The 14,336-nt window shown below is 73.3% G+C and carries 15 protein-coding genes and 1 pseudogene; 5 read left to right on the top strand and 11 right to left on the bottom strand.

What is annotated here, in order from left to right; genetic code table 11:
* Positions 1–18 precede the first annotated feature (18 nt).
* Positions 19–1,383, bottom strand: a complete 1,365-nt coding sequence (locus tag AB0389_RS13320; protein WP_366395486.1) for a dipeptidase — start codon at positions 1,381–1,383, stop codon at positions 19–21.
* A gap of 150 nt (positions 1,384–1,533) precedes the next feature.
* On the opposite strand from AB0389_RS13320, the gene AB0389_RS13315 reads away from it, so the two are divergent.
* Positions 1,534–2,850, top strand: a complete 1,317-nt coding sequence (locus tag AB0389_RS13315; RefSeq protein WP_366395485.1) for a geranylgeranyl reductase family protein — start codon at positions 1,534–1,536, stop codon at positions 2,848–2,850.
* Between the two features lie 26 nt (positions 2,851–2,876).
* Here the strand turns inward: AB0389_RS13315 and AB0389_RS13310 are convergent, their stop codons facing one another.
* The 4 genes from AB0389_RS13310 to AB0389_RS13295 all read right to left on the bottom strand — a co-directional run bounded on the left by AB0389_RS13310 (position 2,877) and on the right by AB0389_RS13295 (position 5,187).
* Positions 2,877–3,035, bottom strand: coding sequence for a hypothetical protein (locus AB0389_RS13310; RefSeq protein ID WP_366395484.1), 159 nt, complete (start codon positions 3,033–3,035; stop codon positions 2,877–2,879).
* 33 nt (positions 3,036–3,068) lie between these two features.
* Positions 3,069–3,314 carry a DUF6332 family protein gene (locus AB0389_RS13305; RefSeq protein WP_366395483.1) on the bottom strand — a complete coding sequence of 82 codons (246 nt, stop codon included), beginning with the start codon at positions 3,312–3,314 and terminating at the stop codon, positions 3,069–3,071.
* A gap of 111 nt (positions 3,315–3,425) precedes the next feature.
* Positions 3,426–3,773, bottom strand: coding sequence for a hypothetical protein (locus tag AB0389_RS13300; RefSeq protein ID WP_366395482.1), 348 nt, complete (start codon positions 3,771–3,773; stop codon positions 3,426–3,428).
* Between the two features lie 70 nt (positions 3,774–3,843).
* Positions 3,844–5,187, bottom strand: coding sequence for an MFS transporter (locus tag AB0389_RS13295; RefSeq protein WP_366395588.1), 1,344 nt, complete (start codon positions 5,185–5,187; stop codon positions 3,844–3,846).
* Positions 5,188–5,262: 75 nt separating this feature from the next.
* On the opposite strand from AB0389_RS13295, the gene AB0389_RS13290 reads away from it, so the two are divergent.
* On the top strand, positions 5,263–6,489 hold the full coding sequence (locus tag AB0389_RS13290; RefSeq protein WP_366395587.1) for an ROK family protein: 1,227 nt from the start codon (positions 5,263–5,265) through the stop codon (positions 6,487–6,489).
* Between the two features lie 9 nt (positions 6,490–6,498).
* On the opposite strand, the pseudogene AB0389_RS13285 reads toward AB0389_RS13290, so the two are convergent.
* The 3 genes and pseudogenes from AB0389_RS13285 to AB0389_RS13275 all read right to left on the bottom strand — a co-directional run.
* Positions 6,499–7,365, bottom strand: a pseudogene (locus tag AB0389_RS13285) (phosphotriesterase); the annotation flags it as partial.
* Positions 7,366–7,616: 251 nt separating this feature from the next.
* Complete coding sequence (locus AB0389_RS13280) at positions 7,617–8,891, bottom strand: MFS transporter (RefSeq protein ID WP_366395481.1); 1,275 nt, start codon at positions 8,889–8,891, stop codon at positions 7,617–7,619.
* 70 nt (positions 8,892–8,961) lie between these two features.
* Positions 8,962–9,552 (bottom strand): helix-turn-helix domain-containing protein, encoded by a 591-nt coding sequence (locus AB0389_RS13275; protein ID WP_366395480.1) that lies wholly within the window; start codon positions 9,550–9,552, stop codon positions 8,962–8,964.
* Between the two features lie 263 nt (positions 9,553–9,815).
* On the opposite strand from AB0389_RS13275, the gene AB0389_RS13270 reads away from it, so the two are divergent.
* A complete protein-coding gene (locus tag AB0389_RS13270) occupies positions 9,816–10,340 on the top strand; it encodes an ATP-binding protein (protein WP_366395479.1) in 525 nt (174 codons plus the stop codon).
* A gap of 28 nt (positions 10,341–10,368) precedes the next feature.
* Here the strand turns inward: AB0389_RS13270 and AB0389_RS13265 are convergent, their stop codons facing one another.
* Positions 10,369–10,677, bottom strand: a complete 309-nt coding sequence (locus AB0389_RS13265) for a hypothetical protein (RefSeq protein ID WP_366395478.1) — start codon at positions 10,675–10,677, stop codon at positions 10,369–10,371.
* 162 nt (positions 10,678–10,839) lie between these two features.
* Here AB0389_RS13265 and AB0389_RS13260 point away from each other — a divergent pair, with 162 nt between their 5' ends.
* Both AB0389_RS13260 and AB0389_RS13255 read left to right on the top strand, forming a co-directional pair.
* Positions 10,840–11,988 (top strand): PLP-dependent cysteine synthase family protein, encoded by a 1,149-nt coding sequence (locus AB0389_RS13260; RefSeq protein WP_366395477.1) that lies wholly within the window; start codon positions 10,840–10,842, stop codon positions 11,986–11,988.
* 57 nt (positions 11,989–12,045) lie between these two features.
* Complete coding sequence (locus AB0389_RS13255) at positions 12,046–12,648, top strand: hypothetical protein (RefSeq protein ID WP_366395476.1); 603 nt, start codon at positions 12,046–12,048, stop codon at positions 12,646–12,648.
* Between the two features lie 123 nt (positions 12,649–12,771).
* On the opposite strand, the gene AB0389_RS13250 is transcribed toward AB0389_RS13255, so the two are convergent.
* Positions 12,772–13,218 carry an SRPBCC family protein gene (locus AB0389_RS13250; protein ID WP_366395475.1) on the bottom strand — a complete coding sequence of 149 codons (447 nt, stop codon included), beginning with the start codon at positions 13,216–13,218 and terminating at the stop codon, positions 12,772–12,774.
* Positions 13,219–13,322: 104 nt separating this feature from the next.
* Positions 13,323–14,171, bottom strand: coding sequence for a DeoR/GlpR family DNA-binding transcription regulator (locus AB0389_RS13245; protein ID WP_366395474.1), 849 nt, complete (start codon positions 14,169–14,171; stop codon positions 13,323–13,325).
* Between the last annotated feature and the right edge of the window lie 165 nt (positions 14,172–14,336).

Here is a 14,336-nt window from a genome sequence, read left to right as displayed (position 1 = left end):
TCGCTCGCCGGCCTTCGCTCAATCCTGCTTGGAGCGGGCGTAGTTGGCCAGGAAGTGGGCCTCCGCCACGGACATGCGCTCCAGCTCCTGCGGCGACACGCTCTCGTTCACGGCGTGGATCCGCGCCTCCGGATCGCTCAGCCCGATCAGCAGGATCTCCGCCGCCGGGTACACCTCGGCCAGTGTGTTGCAGAGCGGGATGGAGCCGCCCATACCGGACGACTGCATCTCCTGGCCCGGGTACGCCACCCGCATCGCGTCGGCCATCGCCGCGTACGCCGGGCTGGTGGTGTCCGCGCGGAACGCCTGGCCCTGGCCCACGTGTTCCACCGCGACCCGCGCGCCCCACGGGATGTGCTTCTCCAGGTGCGTGGTGAGCAGCCGCGTCGCCTCGCCGGCGTCCTGGCCCGGCGGCACCCGCAGGCTGACCGTCGCCCGCGCGCTCGCCTGGACGGACGGCGTCGCGCCCACCACCGGCGGGCAGTCGATGCCCAGCACGGTCACGGCGGGCCGCGCCCAGATCCGGTCCGCGACCGAACCGCGGCCGATCAGACCCACACCGTCGAGCACCTTGGCGTCGGCGCGGAAGTCGGCCTCCGGGTAGTCGAGTCCGTCCCAGCCGGCGTCGGCGGCCAGCCCGTCCACCGTCGTGGAGCCGTCCTCGGAGCGCAGCGAGTCGAGCACCCGGATGAGGGCGGCGAGCGCGTCGGGCGCCGCCCCGCCGAACTGGCCCGAGTGCAGGTTGCCTTCGAGGGTGTCGACCGAGACACGGACCATGGTCATCCCGCGCAGGGTCGCCGTGACCGTCGGCAGCCCGGCCCGGAAGTTGCCGGTGTCACCGATCACCACCGCGTCGGCGGCCAGCAGCTCCGGGTGCGCCTCGGCGTACCGTTCCAGCCCGCCCGTGCCCTGCTCCTCGGACCCCTCCGCGATGACCTTGACGGTCACCGGGACGCCGCCGTTCGCCTCGAGGGCGCGCAGGGCCAGCAGATGCATCAGGAAGCCGCCCTTGCAGTCGGCCGCGCCGCGCCCGTACCAGCGCCCGTTGCGCTCGGTCAGCTCGAACGGCGGGCTCTGCCAGGCGTCCTCGTCCAGCGGCGGCTGCACGTCGTAGTGCGCGTAGAGCAGCACCGTCGGCGCGCCCTCGGGGCCGGCCAGCAGCCCGTACACGGACTGCGTCCCGTCGGGGGTGTCGAGGACGGCGACGTCCTGGAAGCCCTCGGCGCGCAGCGCGTCGGCCACCCACCCGGCGGCGGCCTCGCACTCGCTCTTCGGGAAGACCGCGACATCCGCCACCGAACGGAAGGCCACCAGCTCCGCGAGCTCCTGACGGGCGCGGGGCATCAAGGAGGCCACGGTCTCGGCGATCGAATTCACGGTCATGGGCACGCTCCAGGTCGGTGCGACGTTGTATCGGTCAGGTGTACAGAGAAAAGCGTTGTCGATCCTCCCACAGCGGGTATGGGGCCTCAGCGCCGTAGGATGCCGTTTCGACAGCAGGGCCATCGGGCGGATCAGGAGCAGAAGCACATCGTGAGCAGCGAGAACGCAGACGCCGGAAGCGTGCACGACGAGCCGGTGTGGGATGTCGTCGTGGTCGGCGCAGGACCGGCGGGAGCCTCCGCGGCGTACGCGGCGGCCGTCGCGGGCCGTCAGGTGCTGCTGCTGGAGAAAGCCGACCTGCCGCGTTACAAGACCTGTGGGGGCGGCATCATCGGCCCTTCGCGCGATTCGCTGCCCCCGGGCTTCGACTTGCCGCTGAAGGAGCGGGTGCACGCGGTGACCTTCTCGCTGAACGGGAAGCTCGCCCGTACCCGCCGCTCCAAGCGCATGCTCTTCGGGCTCGTCAACCGCCCCGAGTTCGACGCGAGTCTGGTCGAGCACGCGCAGAAGGCCGGCGCCGTGCTCCGTACCGGCGCGACCGTCTCGCGCGTCGAGCAGCACGGTCCGGCCGTGCCCGACCGTCGTACGGTCGCCGTCGTCCTCGCGGACGGCGGGACGGTGCTCGCGCGGTCCGTGGTCGGCGCCGACGGCAGCGCGAGCCGGATAGGCGGCCATGTCGGCGTGAAGATGGACCAGGTGGATCTGGGGCTGGAGCTGGAGATCCCGGTGCCGCCGACGGTCGCGGAGGACTGGGCGGGCCGGGCGCTGATCGACTGGGGCCCGCTGCCCGGGAGTTACGGGTGGGTGTTCCCCAAGGGGGACACGCTCACCGTCGGGGTGATCTCGGCCCGCGGCGAGGGCTCGGCGACCAAGCGCTATCTGGAGGACTTCGTCGCGCGGCTAGGGCTCTCCGGGTTCGAACCCTCGGTGTCGTCCGGGCATCTGACGCGCTGCCGGAGCGACGACTCGCCGCTGTCGCGCGGCCGGGTGCTGGTGTGCGGGGACGCGGCGGGGCTGCTGGAGCCGTGGACCCGCGAGGGGATCTCCTTCGCGCTGCGCTCGGGCCGGCTCGCGGGGGAGTGGGCGGTGAGGATCTCCGAGTCGCACGACGCCGTGGACGCCCGCCGCCAGGCGCTGAACTACGCGTTCGCCATCAAGGCGGGCCTCGGGGTCGAGATGGGCGTCGGACGCCGGATGCTCGGCATCTTCGCGCGCCGGCCGGGCGTGGTGCACGCGGCGATCACGGGCCTGCGGCCCGCGTGGAACGCGTTCGCGGACATCACCCGGGGCTCGACCACGCTGGCCGGCATCGTACGGACGCATCCGGTGGCCCGGCGGGCGCTGGACGTGCTGGACCGCAAGCAGGCGGCAGCGGCGAAGGAAGGCGGCGCGGGCTCGGCGGGTGCGCCGGACGGCGCGGTGCCGGACGCCGGGGCGATGGCTCCGGAGCAGGGCGCCCGGGACTGAACGGGTTCCCGGGACGGGCTCTCTGATCAGGCGTCCGTTCCGGTCGGAGAGCCGGGCGGCCGGGGGGCTACCGGCCCACCCGGCCGGGGGCCGAGGCCGGAGAACCCGGCGTTCCGGGTGCCCAGGTCGGTGACGTCGGCGAGGTACCGGTCGGTGAGTTCCGCCTCCGCCCGCCATGCCGCCACCACTCGTGTTCCCGGCCTACGGGTCGGGGCTCGTCAGCCGGGCCGGCCCGGCTGACCGGGGCGTCCCCGGAACCCCCGCAGCACATGGACGATACGGGCCACGAAGACCAGCCCGGCCGCGCCGGCCGCACCGGTCAGCAGCACCGGCGGCAGCTCCCAGTAGTACGTGGGAACCGCGACGGCGGCGAACACCAGCCCCGCCACCAGGACCCCCGTCATCAGCGCGAAGGCGATCTCGACAGTGATGGCGTCCCGCTCCGCGCTGCTCCGTGTCCCCATGGGGCGAGTCTGGCCGAACGGGCGAGCCGGCGGCAAACCGGCCCCCGGTGGCGGTCGAGGTGTTCCGCTCTGTCCATGCCTGGCGCTGTGTCCGGGAGGACCGGACCGGTGTCAGGCCGTTTCGGTGCGCGTGGTCCGTCCCGAGCGGCGCGGCAGCCGTACGAGAGCGCCGAGCGCCGCCGACTGGATCAGCACCGAGAGCACGAGGACCGGGTAGAGGAAGGCCGCGGATTCGGTGACCGCATCGCCGAACATCCCGCCGGCGGCGAGGAATCCGAAGACGGTCGGCGCGGCGAGCAGGAGCAGGGGCATCCCGGAGAGCGTGGCGTCCGCGTGGTGCGCCAAGGCCAGGTCGTACGCGAGGAGCGCCGCCGTCATCAGGACCAGCCCCAGATACACCTGCGAGGCGCGGTTGCCGAACGTCAGCCGGGCGAGCGTGGCGAGCCGTCCCGAAATCATGATGGTTTCCTCCGCAGTGGTGTGTGTCACTCCAGAGTGATGGGCATCGAACAGGCGCGCCTGAGTACGCCTACTCACTCGCCGCGGGGTCGTTCCGTACGGCCGGGTCGCTCTGCACGGCCGGGCCGCTCCGGTCGGCCGTCGGTCCTGACGGCCGCGCCGACGCGTTGCGGGCCGCGTATCCGATGAGTGCCGCGGCGGCGGACAGCAGGGCCACCGTCGTCAGGGCGAGCGGCAGCGAGAACCACTCGGCGAGGAAGCCGATCACGGGCGGGCCGAGCAGCATCCCGCCGTAGCCGAGCGTGGACGCCGCGGCGACCCCGCCGGGGCCCGCCAGCGCGCCCGCCCGGCCGATGGCCATGGGGAAGATGTTGGCGAGGCCGAGGCCGGCCACGGCGAAGCCCGTCAGGGCGAGCCAGGTGCTCGGTGCGAGGGAGCCGACCAGCATGCCGAGCGCGGCGGTGACACCGCCCGCGACCAGGGCGGTGGTCTGGCCGAGCCGTTCCACCAGCACCGTGCCGGAGAGCCGTCCGGCGGTCATGGCGAGGGCGAACAGCGAGTAGCCGGCGGCGGCCGTCCCGGGGGACGCCCCGAGATCCTGGGTGAGGTGCAGCGCGCTCCAGTCGGCCATCGCGCCCTCGCCGTACGCGGTGCACAGCGCGATCACGCCGAAGAGGAGGACCAGCGCGCGGGTGTGCCGGTCGAGGCGCCCCGGGCGCGGGGGCGCCGATGTGCCGTCCGCCGGGGCGGCTTCGGTCGTACGGCCGGGTACGGGCGGGGCTTCGCGCAGCAACGTGGGGCCGACTGCGGCGATGACCAGCAGGCCGATGCCCGTCAGGAGCGCGAGGTGGACGGCGGGGGAGAGCCCGCCCGCGACCAGCCCGCCGAGACCGGCGCCGATCATGCCGCCGAGGCTGAACGCGGCGTGGAAGCTGGAGATCACCGGGCGCCGCAGGGCCGTGACGATGTCGACGGCCACGCTGTTCATCGCGACGTTCAGACTCCCGTACGCCGCACCGAAGACGAGCAGTACCAGCCCGAGCGTGAGCGCCGAGTGGGTCTGCGGCGGCAGCAGAATGCTCAGCGAGAGCAGCACCGCGCATACCACGGTCACCGGCCGGCTGCCGAACCGGCGGCAGAGCCCGCCGGTCAGCACCATCGTGACGACGGCGCCCGCCGAGATGCCGAGCAGCGCGAGCCCGAGATCGCTCGCCGAGGCCCCGGTCTGGTGCTTGATGGCCGGAATACGGACCACCCAGCCGGCGAACAGGAATCCGTCGAGCGCGAAGACCACGGTCAGCGCGGTACGGAGCCGGGACAGCGGCGAGAGCGACGACAGTGGTGCGAGCGACGGCAGCCGCGGCGGTCCTCCCCGGAGCCGGGGCCCGGTCCTGGCTTTGTTTCGATTCGGCACAAAATGAGGATAGGGGCCGTCCCCCCTCCGTACAAGGCGTCCGCGCGGCCCGCGGATCATGGGAGACTCCCCTCCATGGACGGCAAGGCGACCCCCACCCGGACACGGCTGGAGCGAGGCAGGAGCGCACTCGGCCCGGCACTGGAACTCGTGCACACGGGCCGTGCGCCCACCCGCGCCGTGCTCACGGCCGAGCTGGGCGTCACCCGCGCCACGGCGGGCGCCGTCGCCGCCGAGCTGGAGGCCCTCGGGCTGATCCGGGTGGACTCCAGGCCCGGCGCGGCGGCCGGCTCCCAGGGCAGGCCCTCGCACCGGCTGTCGGTCGCCGAGGAGGGGCCCGTCGCGCTCGCCGCCCAGATCCACGCGGACGGCTTCCGGGTCGCGCTGGTCGGGCTCGGCGGCCGGATCGTCGCCACCGCGCCCACCCGCGGTACGGCCACGGCCGACCCCGCGCAGGTGCTCGGCGAGGTCGTCGAGGCGGGCGCCGCACTGCTGCGGGCCGGCGGACACCGGTGCGTGGGCGTGGGTCTCGCCGTACCGTCCGCGATCGCGGAACCGGAGGGCACTGCCCTCAACCCGCTCCATCTGGCCTGGCCGGCCGGGGCGCCGGTCCGGGAGATCTTCGCCGAGCGGGTACGGGCCGCCGGGCTCGCGGGCCCCGCCTTCACCGGCAACGACGTCAACCTCGCCGCCCTCGCCGAACACCGGCACGGCGCCGGACGCGGCGCCCAGCACCTGCTCTGCGTGGCCACGGGACACCGCGGCGTCGGCGGCGCCCTCGTCCTCGACGGCCGTCTGCACAGCGGCAGTTCGGGCCTGGCGCTGGAGGTCGGCCATCTCACGGTCAACCCCGAGGGGCGCCCCTGCTACTGCGGCAGCAAGGGCTGTCTCGATGTCGAGGCCGACCCGCTCGCCTTCCTCACCGCGGCGGGCCGCGCGCCCGGACCCGAGGTCTCCCTGCTCAAGCAGTCCACCGATCTGCTCCGCGCGGAGTACGCGGATCCCTCCGTGCGGGGGGCCGCCGAGGAGCTGATCGACCGGCTGGGGCTCGGACTCGCAGGTCTGGTCAATATCCTCAACCCCGACCGGATCATCCTCGGCGGACTGCACCGGGAGCTGCTGGCCGCCGATCCGGAGCGGCTGCGCGCCGTCGTCGCCGACCGCAGCCTGTGGGGCCGCAGCGGCGGCGTACCGATCCTGGCCTGCACCCTCGACCACAACAGCCTCGTCGGCGCGGCCGAGTTGGCGTGGCAGCCGGTCCTGGACGACCCGCTCGGCGCGCTCACCCGCTCCGGGGCGTGAAACCGGCACTCGCGCCGGGTTGGTGACCAGGATGCGGTCCAGCATCGGTTCACCCAGGGTGAGTTCGAGCCTCGGGCGCGGCCGGCGCAGCAGATACGGCATCCCCGGTATCTCGGGCACCGTCGTGTCGCCGCCGAGCAGCGGCCGGTCACCGAATCCGCCGACCGCGAGCGCCGCCAACTGCTCGGGCAGTCGCCAGTCCGTCGCGTGGTTGACGCGTGACGGTCCGTCAAAAGCCGCATAGGCCGCCCGACTCGGCGGCCTGCCGCTGCGCCGCCGGATCGGGGAGCGGCCCGGACGGCCGAGGATCACCCGGTCCGGTGCCACCTCCAACTCCCCGCAGAGCAGGTCGAGTACGTCCAGCGCGCCGGTGCCCAGCTCCAGATGGACGGCGATGGGTACGCCCGTACGGTGCTGGGCGCGGGCCGCGGCCGTCACCGTACGGCGGGCGTGCGCGTCGACTCCGTGGAACGCTCCGGCCACCTTGACCAGCCCGGCCCGTACCCCGGACCCCTTACCCCGGTCCCCGCGATGCCCTCGGTCAGCTCGGTGACGAAGAGCGCGGCGAGATCCCCGCCCGTCTCGCGCAGCAGGGACGCGTCGTAGTGCGCCGCCCGGTGCTGGCCGGTCGCGGCTGCTGCCCGGTCGCGGCGATCGGATGGACGCCCTCCGACCGTGACAGCGCCACCGGATCGGCAGGCCTGCGGCCCATCTCGAACGGCGTCCACTGGGCCACGGCCCGGCCGCCCGGCGCCCTGAACTCCCGCAGCCGCCCGGCCGCGTGCGCCGGGTCGGCCACTCCTGACCGGGGAGCAGGGTGCTGCGCAGGAAGAGGTGATCGTGCGCGGCGCAGAGGCCCAGCGCGTCCGGCGCGATATCGCCGAGGACCGTACGGACGACGGGAGCGGACCTGGACCCGGAGGTAGGCGTGGGCGTGGGCGCGTGCGCGGGCCGGGTCACGCGTCACCGCCGCCGAGCGCCGCGCGGTGCGGCTGCGACAGGTGCAGCACCTCGAAGCGGTCGCCGACCGACCGGGGCGTGTCCAGCGCCCGGAGCGTGCAGTGGACCCGCTCCCGGCGGCGCGGATCGAGACAGAGCGCCTCCGGTGAACCTTTCCGGCCACTGCACTAGCGCGGCAGTTCGGCGCCGCGCAGCGATCGGACGCAGAGCCCGATGACGGAGCCGAGCGCCACGATCGCGGCACTGGCGACGAAGACCGGTCGCGTACCCCAGGCGGCGACGGCCGCGCCGGTGAGCGGGTACGTCAGCGGGGCGAGCCCGAGCGCGAACAGGCTCGACACGGCGGTGACCCGGCCGAGGTACGCGGGATCGGCGGCCGTCTGCAGCAGCGCCGCGCACAGCGCCCCGCTGAGCCCCGCGGTCAGCCCGACGGTGATCGCGACGACGACGGCGACGGGCAGCGAGGGCGCGAAGGCGAGCGCGCCGAGAGCCGCCGCGGCGAGGGCCAGGCACCCCTGCTGGACCAGCCCGGCGCGCGGGAGCCGGCCCCGGACGGCCAGCAGGAGGGACGCGACGACCGCGCCGGCCCCGAAGCCGCCGACGATCCACCCGAGTCCCGTGACGCCCCAGCCACGTTCGCCGGCCAGCAGGGCCACGCCGATGTTCAGCGGGCCGGCGAAGCCCAGCTCCGATGTCGCCAGGACGGCCACCAGCGGAGCCAGCACCCGGTCGCGGCGGATGTGCCGCAGCCCGTCGGTCAGGTCCCGCCAGGCCGTGCCGTCGCTCCCGGCGGCCCGGCCGTCGTCGTCCGGGGAAGGCGCGACGTCCGGGAGTGGCGCGATCCGTACGGCGATCAGGAGCGGCAGCGAGAGCGCGAACAGGGTCCCGGCGACCGCGAACGCGAACGACGGGCCGCCCAGCGCCATGGCCAGACCGGCCAGTGGTGAGCCGCCGATGGTGGCCGCCCGGGTGACCAGCCCGCGCAGCCCCTGCACCCGGGCCAGTTGGTCAGGACCGGTGATACGCGGCGGCAGCGCGCCGACGGCCGGCAGGAACAAGGCGTCCACCGTGCCGAAGACCAGCCCGACCACCACCAGCAGCCAGACGCCGGGAGTCGACACGGCCAGCACACCCGCCACGGCCAGGATCACCACACACCGCGTCAGATCGCCGCCGATCACCACCCTGCGCGGCCCGAACCGGTCGGCCACCACGCCCCCGCCGAGCATCAGCACCGCCCTCGGCACCGAACCGGCGGCGAGCACCAGCCCCGCCTGCGTCGGACTGCCGACCTGAATCGCCGCCCAGGACAGCGCGAGGAAATACACGTTGTCGCCCAGCAGCGAGAGGGTGAGCGCGCCCAGCCAGCGCAGTACGTTCGCGTCCCGGTGGGCGGGCGGTGAGCCGCGCGTCGCGGATATCGCGGTCGTTGTCGCGGTCACGCGGATGCCTCCTCGGGGAACGCGGGGTTTCACGGATGCGGGGGTTTCGCGGATCGGAGGGCAGGCGGACTCAGGGGCGGTACGGGAACCCGTACAGATGCAGGGCGACCTGCTCGCGGCCCGCGGTGTCCCCGGCCTCCTCGGCGGCCCGCCCGCGCTCCTCCCAGCGCCGTACCAACGCGTGCATCTCCTCGTTCAGTTCGGCCAGTTCGGCCGCCGTCAGCCGCGGCAGGTACTCGGCGGTGAACGCGGCGTCCGTCCACTCCTTCGGCCACGCCGACTGCTGGTCGAGGTAGGCGGCGTACCGTTCGGCGCGCGCCGTGAGCAGCTGGCGGGTCACCTGCCCGACCACGGCCGCGCCCTCCGGATCACCCACGAAGTCCGAACTGCGGAAGCTCCACCCCTTCTCCGAAGCCGGCTTCCACCACCGCTCCCGCCCGTCCGCGTTCAACTCCGGTGCCTCGACGATGAAGCCGTGCGCCGCCATCTTGCGCAGGTGATAGCTGACGAGCGACACCGCCTCGTCGACCTGCTCCGCGAGCCGGGAGGCGGTCGCGGAGCGCGCTGTGTAGAGGTGCCGGTACAGCTCGATCCGGAGGGGGTGGGTGAAGACCTTCAGGGCGTCGAGATCGGTGATGGACGGGTTCGGTTCCTTGGCCATGCGCCGAGGCTAGACAGGAAAGAAAAGTTGCGCAATGAAAATTGCGCAACAAACCTTGTGCATCCGAGTGGCCACCCACCCGTCACCCGCCGGGCCGCCCGCGAGTTGCGGAGTGCGGCCCCGTGAGTCACTCTGGTCTCATATCACTCAGGGTTAACCGGCGGTGACGCTGCGATCCAGCCCCGCCGGGCGGGATCGGCGGCGCGCCGCGCCGCTGGATCCGATCGTCGTCTTCTTCCGGACTCATTCGGGGAGTCGCAGCCGTGATCAGCCGGCCCAGCAGGCACTGCACGGTGGAGCTCCAGGCCCTGCCGTCGCGGATTGGTCAGGTCCGCAGAATCATCTCCGCGCAACTGCGCTACTGGCATCTCGATCCACTGATCGACTACGCGGCACTCGGCGTCACCGAGCTGCTGACCAACGTCCACCGGCACGCCCAGCCGGACAAGCTCTGCACCGTCGACATCGAGCTGCTCCTCGAACGGCTCACCGTCTCGGTCAGCGACCACGATCCGCGGCTGCCCGCGGTCAACGACGCCGGTCCGTTCGATACCGGCGGCCGCGGTCTCGCCCTGATCGCGGCCGTCAGCGAGAGCTGGGGCATGCGGCGCCGGGGCGATACGGGCAAGAGCATCTGGTTCACGCTGCCCGCACCGCCCGCCGCGCTGGCTCTGCCGCTCCGCCCGGTGTACGGCGCGACGACCGACGGCCCGTTCCCCGGGGCGGAGTTCGGACCCGCGGCGGTCGACCACAGCTCGGCCGCCGCCCGCTCGGTCGTGGTCGGCTGACCGGGCGGCGCCGGTCGCGGGGGAGAGCCTAGTGGCCCGCCCTGCTGACGGCCTCCATGAAGCGCCGGGCCAGCGCCGTCGCGTCCGGGCGCCGGCCGCGGCGGCCCATGGTCAGCCGGTAGCGGATGCCGTTGAGGGTGGCGACCGTACTGCCGCTCCCCGCGAACCACGGCCGGGCGGTCCTGACGGCCCGCAGCGGCGCGCTGTCGATCACCCGGCCGTAGCTGGTCAGCAGCGCCAGCCTGCCGTCCTGGATCAGCACCTGGCCCGCCGTGGTGAGGGAGCGCGGCCACCGTTCGATGAGTACCCCACGTGCGTTGAAATCCGGCTCAGCCATGGCTCTTCAGCCCCCTCCGTGCCATATCCCTGCGAATCCCCTCCAGGGCAGTGTGCCCAAGTATCCGGCGCCGCACCAGAGCACCCCTCGTTCGCGCAGGTGGTTGGGGGTACGGTGCGGGCGGGGCCCGATCGGGGAGCACCGATGAGCGAGGAGCGCGCGATGACACAGAGGGACGGATCCGGGGACGGTACGGGCGGGACGCCGCCGCCCGCCGCGACCCTCGACGTGGACCGCAGCGACCCCGGCTACCGCGCATGGCTCAAGGAGGCCGTACGGAAGGTCCAGGCCGACGCCAACCGCTCCGCCGACACCCATCTGCTGCGCTTCCCGCTGCCCGAGGGGTGGGGCATCGACCTGTACCTCAAGGACGAGTCGACGCATCCGACCGGCAGCCTCAAGCACCGGCTCGCCCGCTCGCTGTTCCTCTACGGCCTCTGCAACGGCTGGATCCGGCCCGGGAAGCCGGTGATCGAGGCGTCCAGCGGTTCGACGGCCGTCTCCGAGGCGTACTTCGCGAAGCTGATCGGCGTGCCGTTCATCGCCGTCATGCCGCGCACCACCAGCCCCGAGAAGTGCCGGCTGATCGAATTCCACGGCGGACAGTGCCACTTCGTGGACGACGCCGCCGGGATCTACGCGGAGTCGGCGGGCCTGGCGGCCAGTACCGGCGGCCACTACATGGACCAGTTCACCTACGCGGAGCGCGCCACCGACTGGCGGGGCAACAACAACATCGCCGAGTCGATCTACCAGCAACTGCGCCTGGAACGCTATCCCGAGCCCGCCTGGGTCGTCGCCACGGCCGGTACGGGCGGCACCTCCGCGACCATCGCCCGCTACGTCCACTACATGCAGTACGACACCCGGATCTGCGTCCCCGACCCGGAGAACTCCTGCTTCTTCGACGGCTGGACCCGGCACGACGCGGACGCGCGCAGCGGGCGCGGCTCCCGCATCGAGGGCATCGGGCGCCCCCGGATGGAGCCGAGCTTCGTGCCCGGGGCCATCGACCGGATGATGAAGGTCCCGGACGCGGCCAGCGTCGCCGCCGTACGGATGCTGGAGCGCGCCATAGGGCGCAAGGCGGGCGGCTCCACCGGCACCGGCCTGTGGAGCGCGCTGCGGATCGTCGCGGAGATGGTCGAGGCCGGTGAGACGGGGAGCGTGGTCACCCTGCTCTGCGACCCGGGCGACCGCTATCTCGACAAGTACTACTCGGACACCTGGCTGGCCGCGCAGGGCCTGGACATCACCCCGTACACCGTGACGCTCGACCACTTCCTGGCGACGGGCGTCTGGCCGGACTGACCTGCCGGCAAGGGGGCTACTGGCCTCTGTACAGGTTCGTGGACCATACTGCCCGCCGTGGAGCAGCGCATAGATCCGAAAGTCCAGCCCGAGTACGCCGCGGGGACAGATCCGGCATACATCCCCGGTCTGACGGCCCCTCGCCCCGGGGCGGAGGAGAAGACGGCACCGGCCGCGGAGCCGGAACCCGAGGCCGCGGACGATGCCGTCCCCGAGGATGCCGTCCCCGAGGACACCGTCGTCGATGACTCCGTTGTCGAGGACGCGGTCCCGGAGGACGTCCCCGAGGCGGAGTCAGAGTCGGTGGCGTCGGACCCGGTGGCGTCGGAGCCGGCGGAGTCCGAGCCGGGGAAGGAAGGAGAAGCAGCAGCAGAGAACGACGGTCCCGTCTTCGAGGCGAGCGACCGGCGTGGCTCGATCACGGCCGACCGTGACGGCGTACGGTTCCGCCTCGACGAGGAGGAAGCCGACTTCCGGTGGGACGAGATCGGCGCGGTGGAGGTCGGCACCCCCCGGTTCGGCCGCCGGTTCACGGTCACGGTCCATGTGTCCAGCCGCCGTTGGTTCACCGCCGAGGTCGACGCGGCGGCCAGAAGCGATCTGAAGGGGTGGGCGGCCGAACTGGACGAGGTCCTGGACGCCTACTTCGAGGAATCCTGACCGGACCGGAACGGGCCGACAACCGGACCGGACGGGGACTGCAACCGGACCGGAACAGGACTGCAACCGGACCGGAGCGCGGTGCCGGGGCTCACCACGCCCGGCATCCGCGCCCGCCGTGCCCTATCCGCGCAGCAGGCGGTCGACGGCGCGGCCGAAGACCAGCCGTCCCGCCCGCGCCGTCAGCGGGTCCAGCGCGCGCGGGAGCGCGGCGAACCGCAGGTCCTCCTCCCAGCACACCCGGGCGCCGCGCGGGGCCCCGGCCGCCTCGTCCCGTACGCGGATCTCCGCCCACCCCGTGACGGCCCGGCCGCGCTTCTCCAGGCGGCAGCGGCCCGGCACCCCCGGCGCGGGCGGCTGCCAGTGGACGACCTCCATCGGATCGTCGAACCCGGCGCGGCCGAGCCCGGTACGGGCGGTGAAGCGCGTCCCGGTGCGGGTGGGGCCCGGGGTCAGCACCGTGATCCTGGTGAGCGGCACCCCGCGTCCGTGCGCGGGCCAGTCCGTCAGCCGCCGCCACGCCTCGTCGGCGGGGAGCGGGGTGGCACGGTCGATCAGGAAGACGCTCACCCGCCGATCGTAGGCCCGGCCGCCCCCGCGAGGACCCGACGGAGCGCCGAGGGCCTCAGAAGGCGCTCAGGAAGCGCCCAGGAGCGCCCGGGAGGCGCCCCTCGTCAGCCGCTGCCCGGCACCGAACCCGACGCGGCGCGGTCCGCCACCACCAGTCCCGGCAGCTGCTCCATGATCTTCTCGCGGGCCTCCTCCGACAGCCCCGAATCCATCACCAGAGTGTCGATCCGGTCCAGCGTCGCGAACGAACTCAGCCCCACCGTGCCCCACTTCGTGTGGTCGGCCACGACCACCACACGGCGCGCCGACCGCATGAACCGCCGGTTGGTCTCCGCCTCCGCGATGTTCGGTGTGGAGAGGCCCGCCTCGACCGAGATGCCGTGCACCCCGAGGAAGAGCACATCGAAGTGGAGCGAGCGGATCGCCTGGTCGGCCACCGGCCCCACCAGCGAGTCCGACGGCGTACGCACCCCGCCCGTGAGCACCACCACGGGGGAGCCGGGGCGCCGGCCGCCCGCTCCGGCCGTCTGCTGCGCGGTGTGGAACACATCGGCGACCCGCGTCGAGTTGGTCACCACCGTCAGCTCGGGGACGTCCACCAGATGGTGGGCGAGGGCGAACGTCGTGGTCCCGCCGGACAGCGCGATCGCGCTCCCGGGCTGGACGAGCGCCGCCGCCGCCCGCGCGATGTCCTCCTTGGCGGTCAGCTCCAGCGCGGACTTGGCCTCGAACCCCGGTTCGTGCGTACTCGCCTCGACCACCGGGACCGCGCCGCCGTGCACCTTCTCGACGACACCCAGCCGGGCCAGCGCGTCCAGGTCCCTGCGCACCGTCATGTCGGAGACATTGAGCTTGCGCGTCAGCTCGTTGACGCGGACTCCGCCACGCCGGCGCACCTCGTCCAGGATCAGCGCGCGGCGCTGCTCCGCGAGGAGATTCTGATTGTCGCTCACCGCCGGGCCGGTCCTTTCGCCGAGTCCAAGAGACTCATCCTCGCACGGAGGTCCGACACCCGCCCCGGTGATTGCCGGTGGCGGGGGCAGGGGAGATTCGGTGACAACGGGGTGTGCGAGGGCCGCGGTCCGTCATCCTGGGGCGCGCCGCACCCATCCGTGCCG

The organism is Streptomyces sp. NPDC093109, from assembly GCF_040701725.1.
Taxonomy (GTDB): domain Bacteria; phylum Actinomycetota; class Actinomycetes; order Streptomycetales; family Streptomycetaceae; genus Streptomyces.
This window is presented reverse-complemented; position numbering and strand designations above follow the sequence as displayed.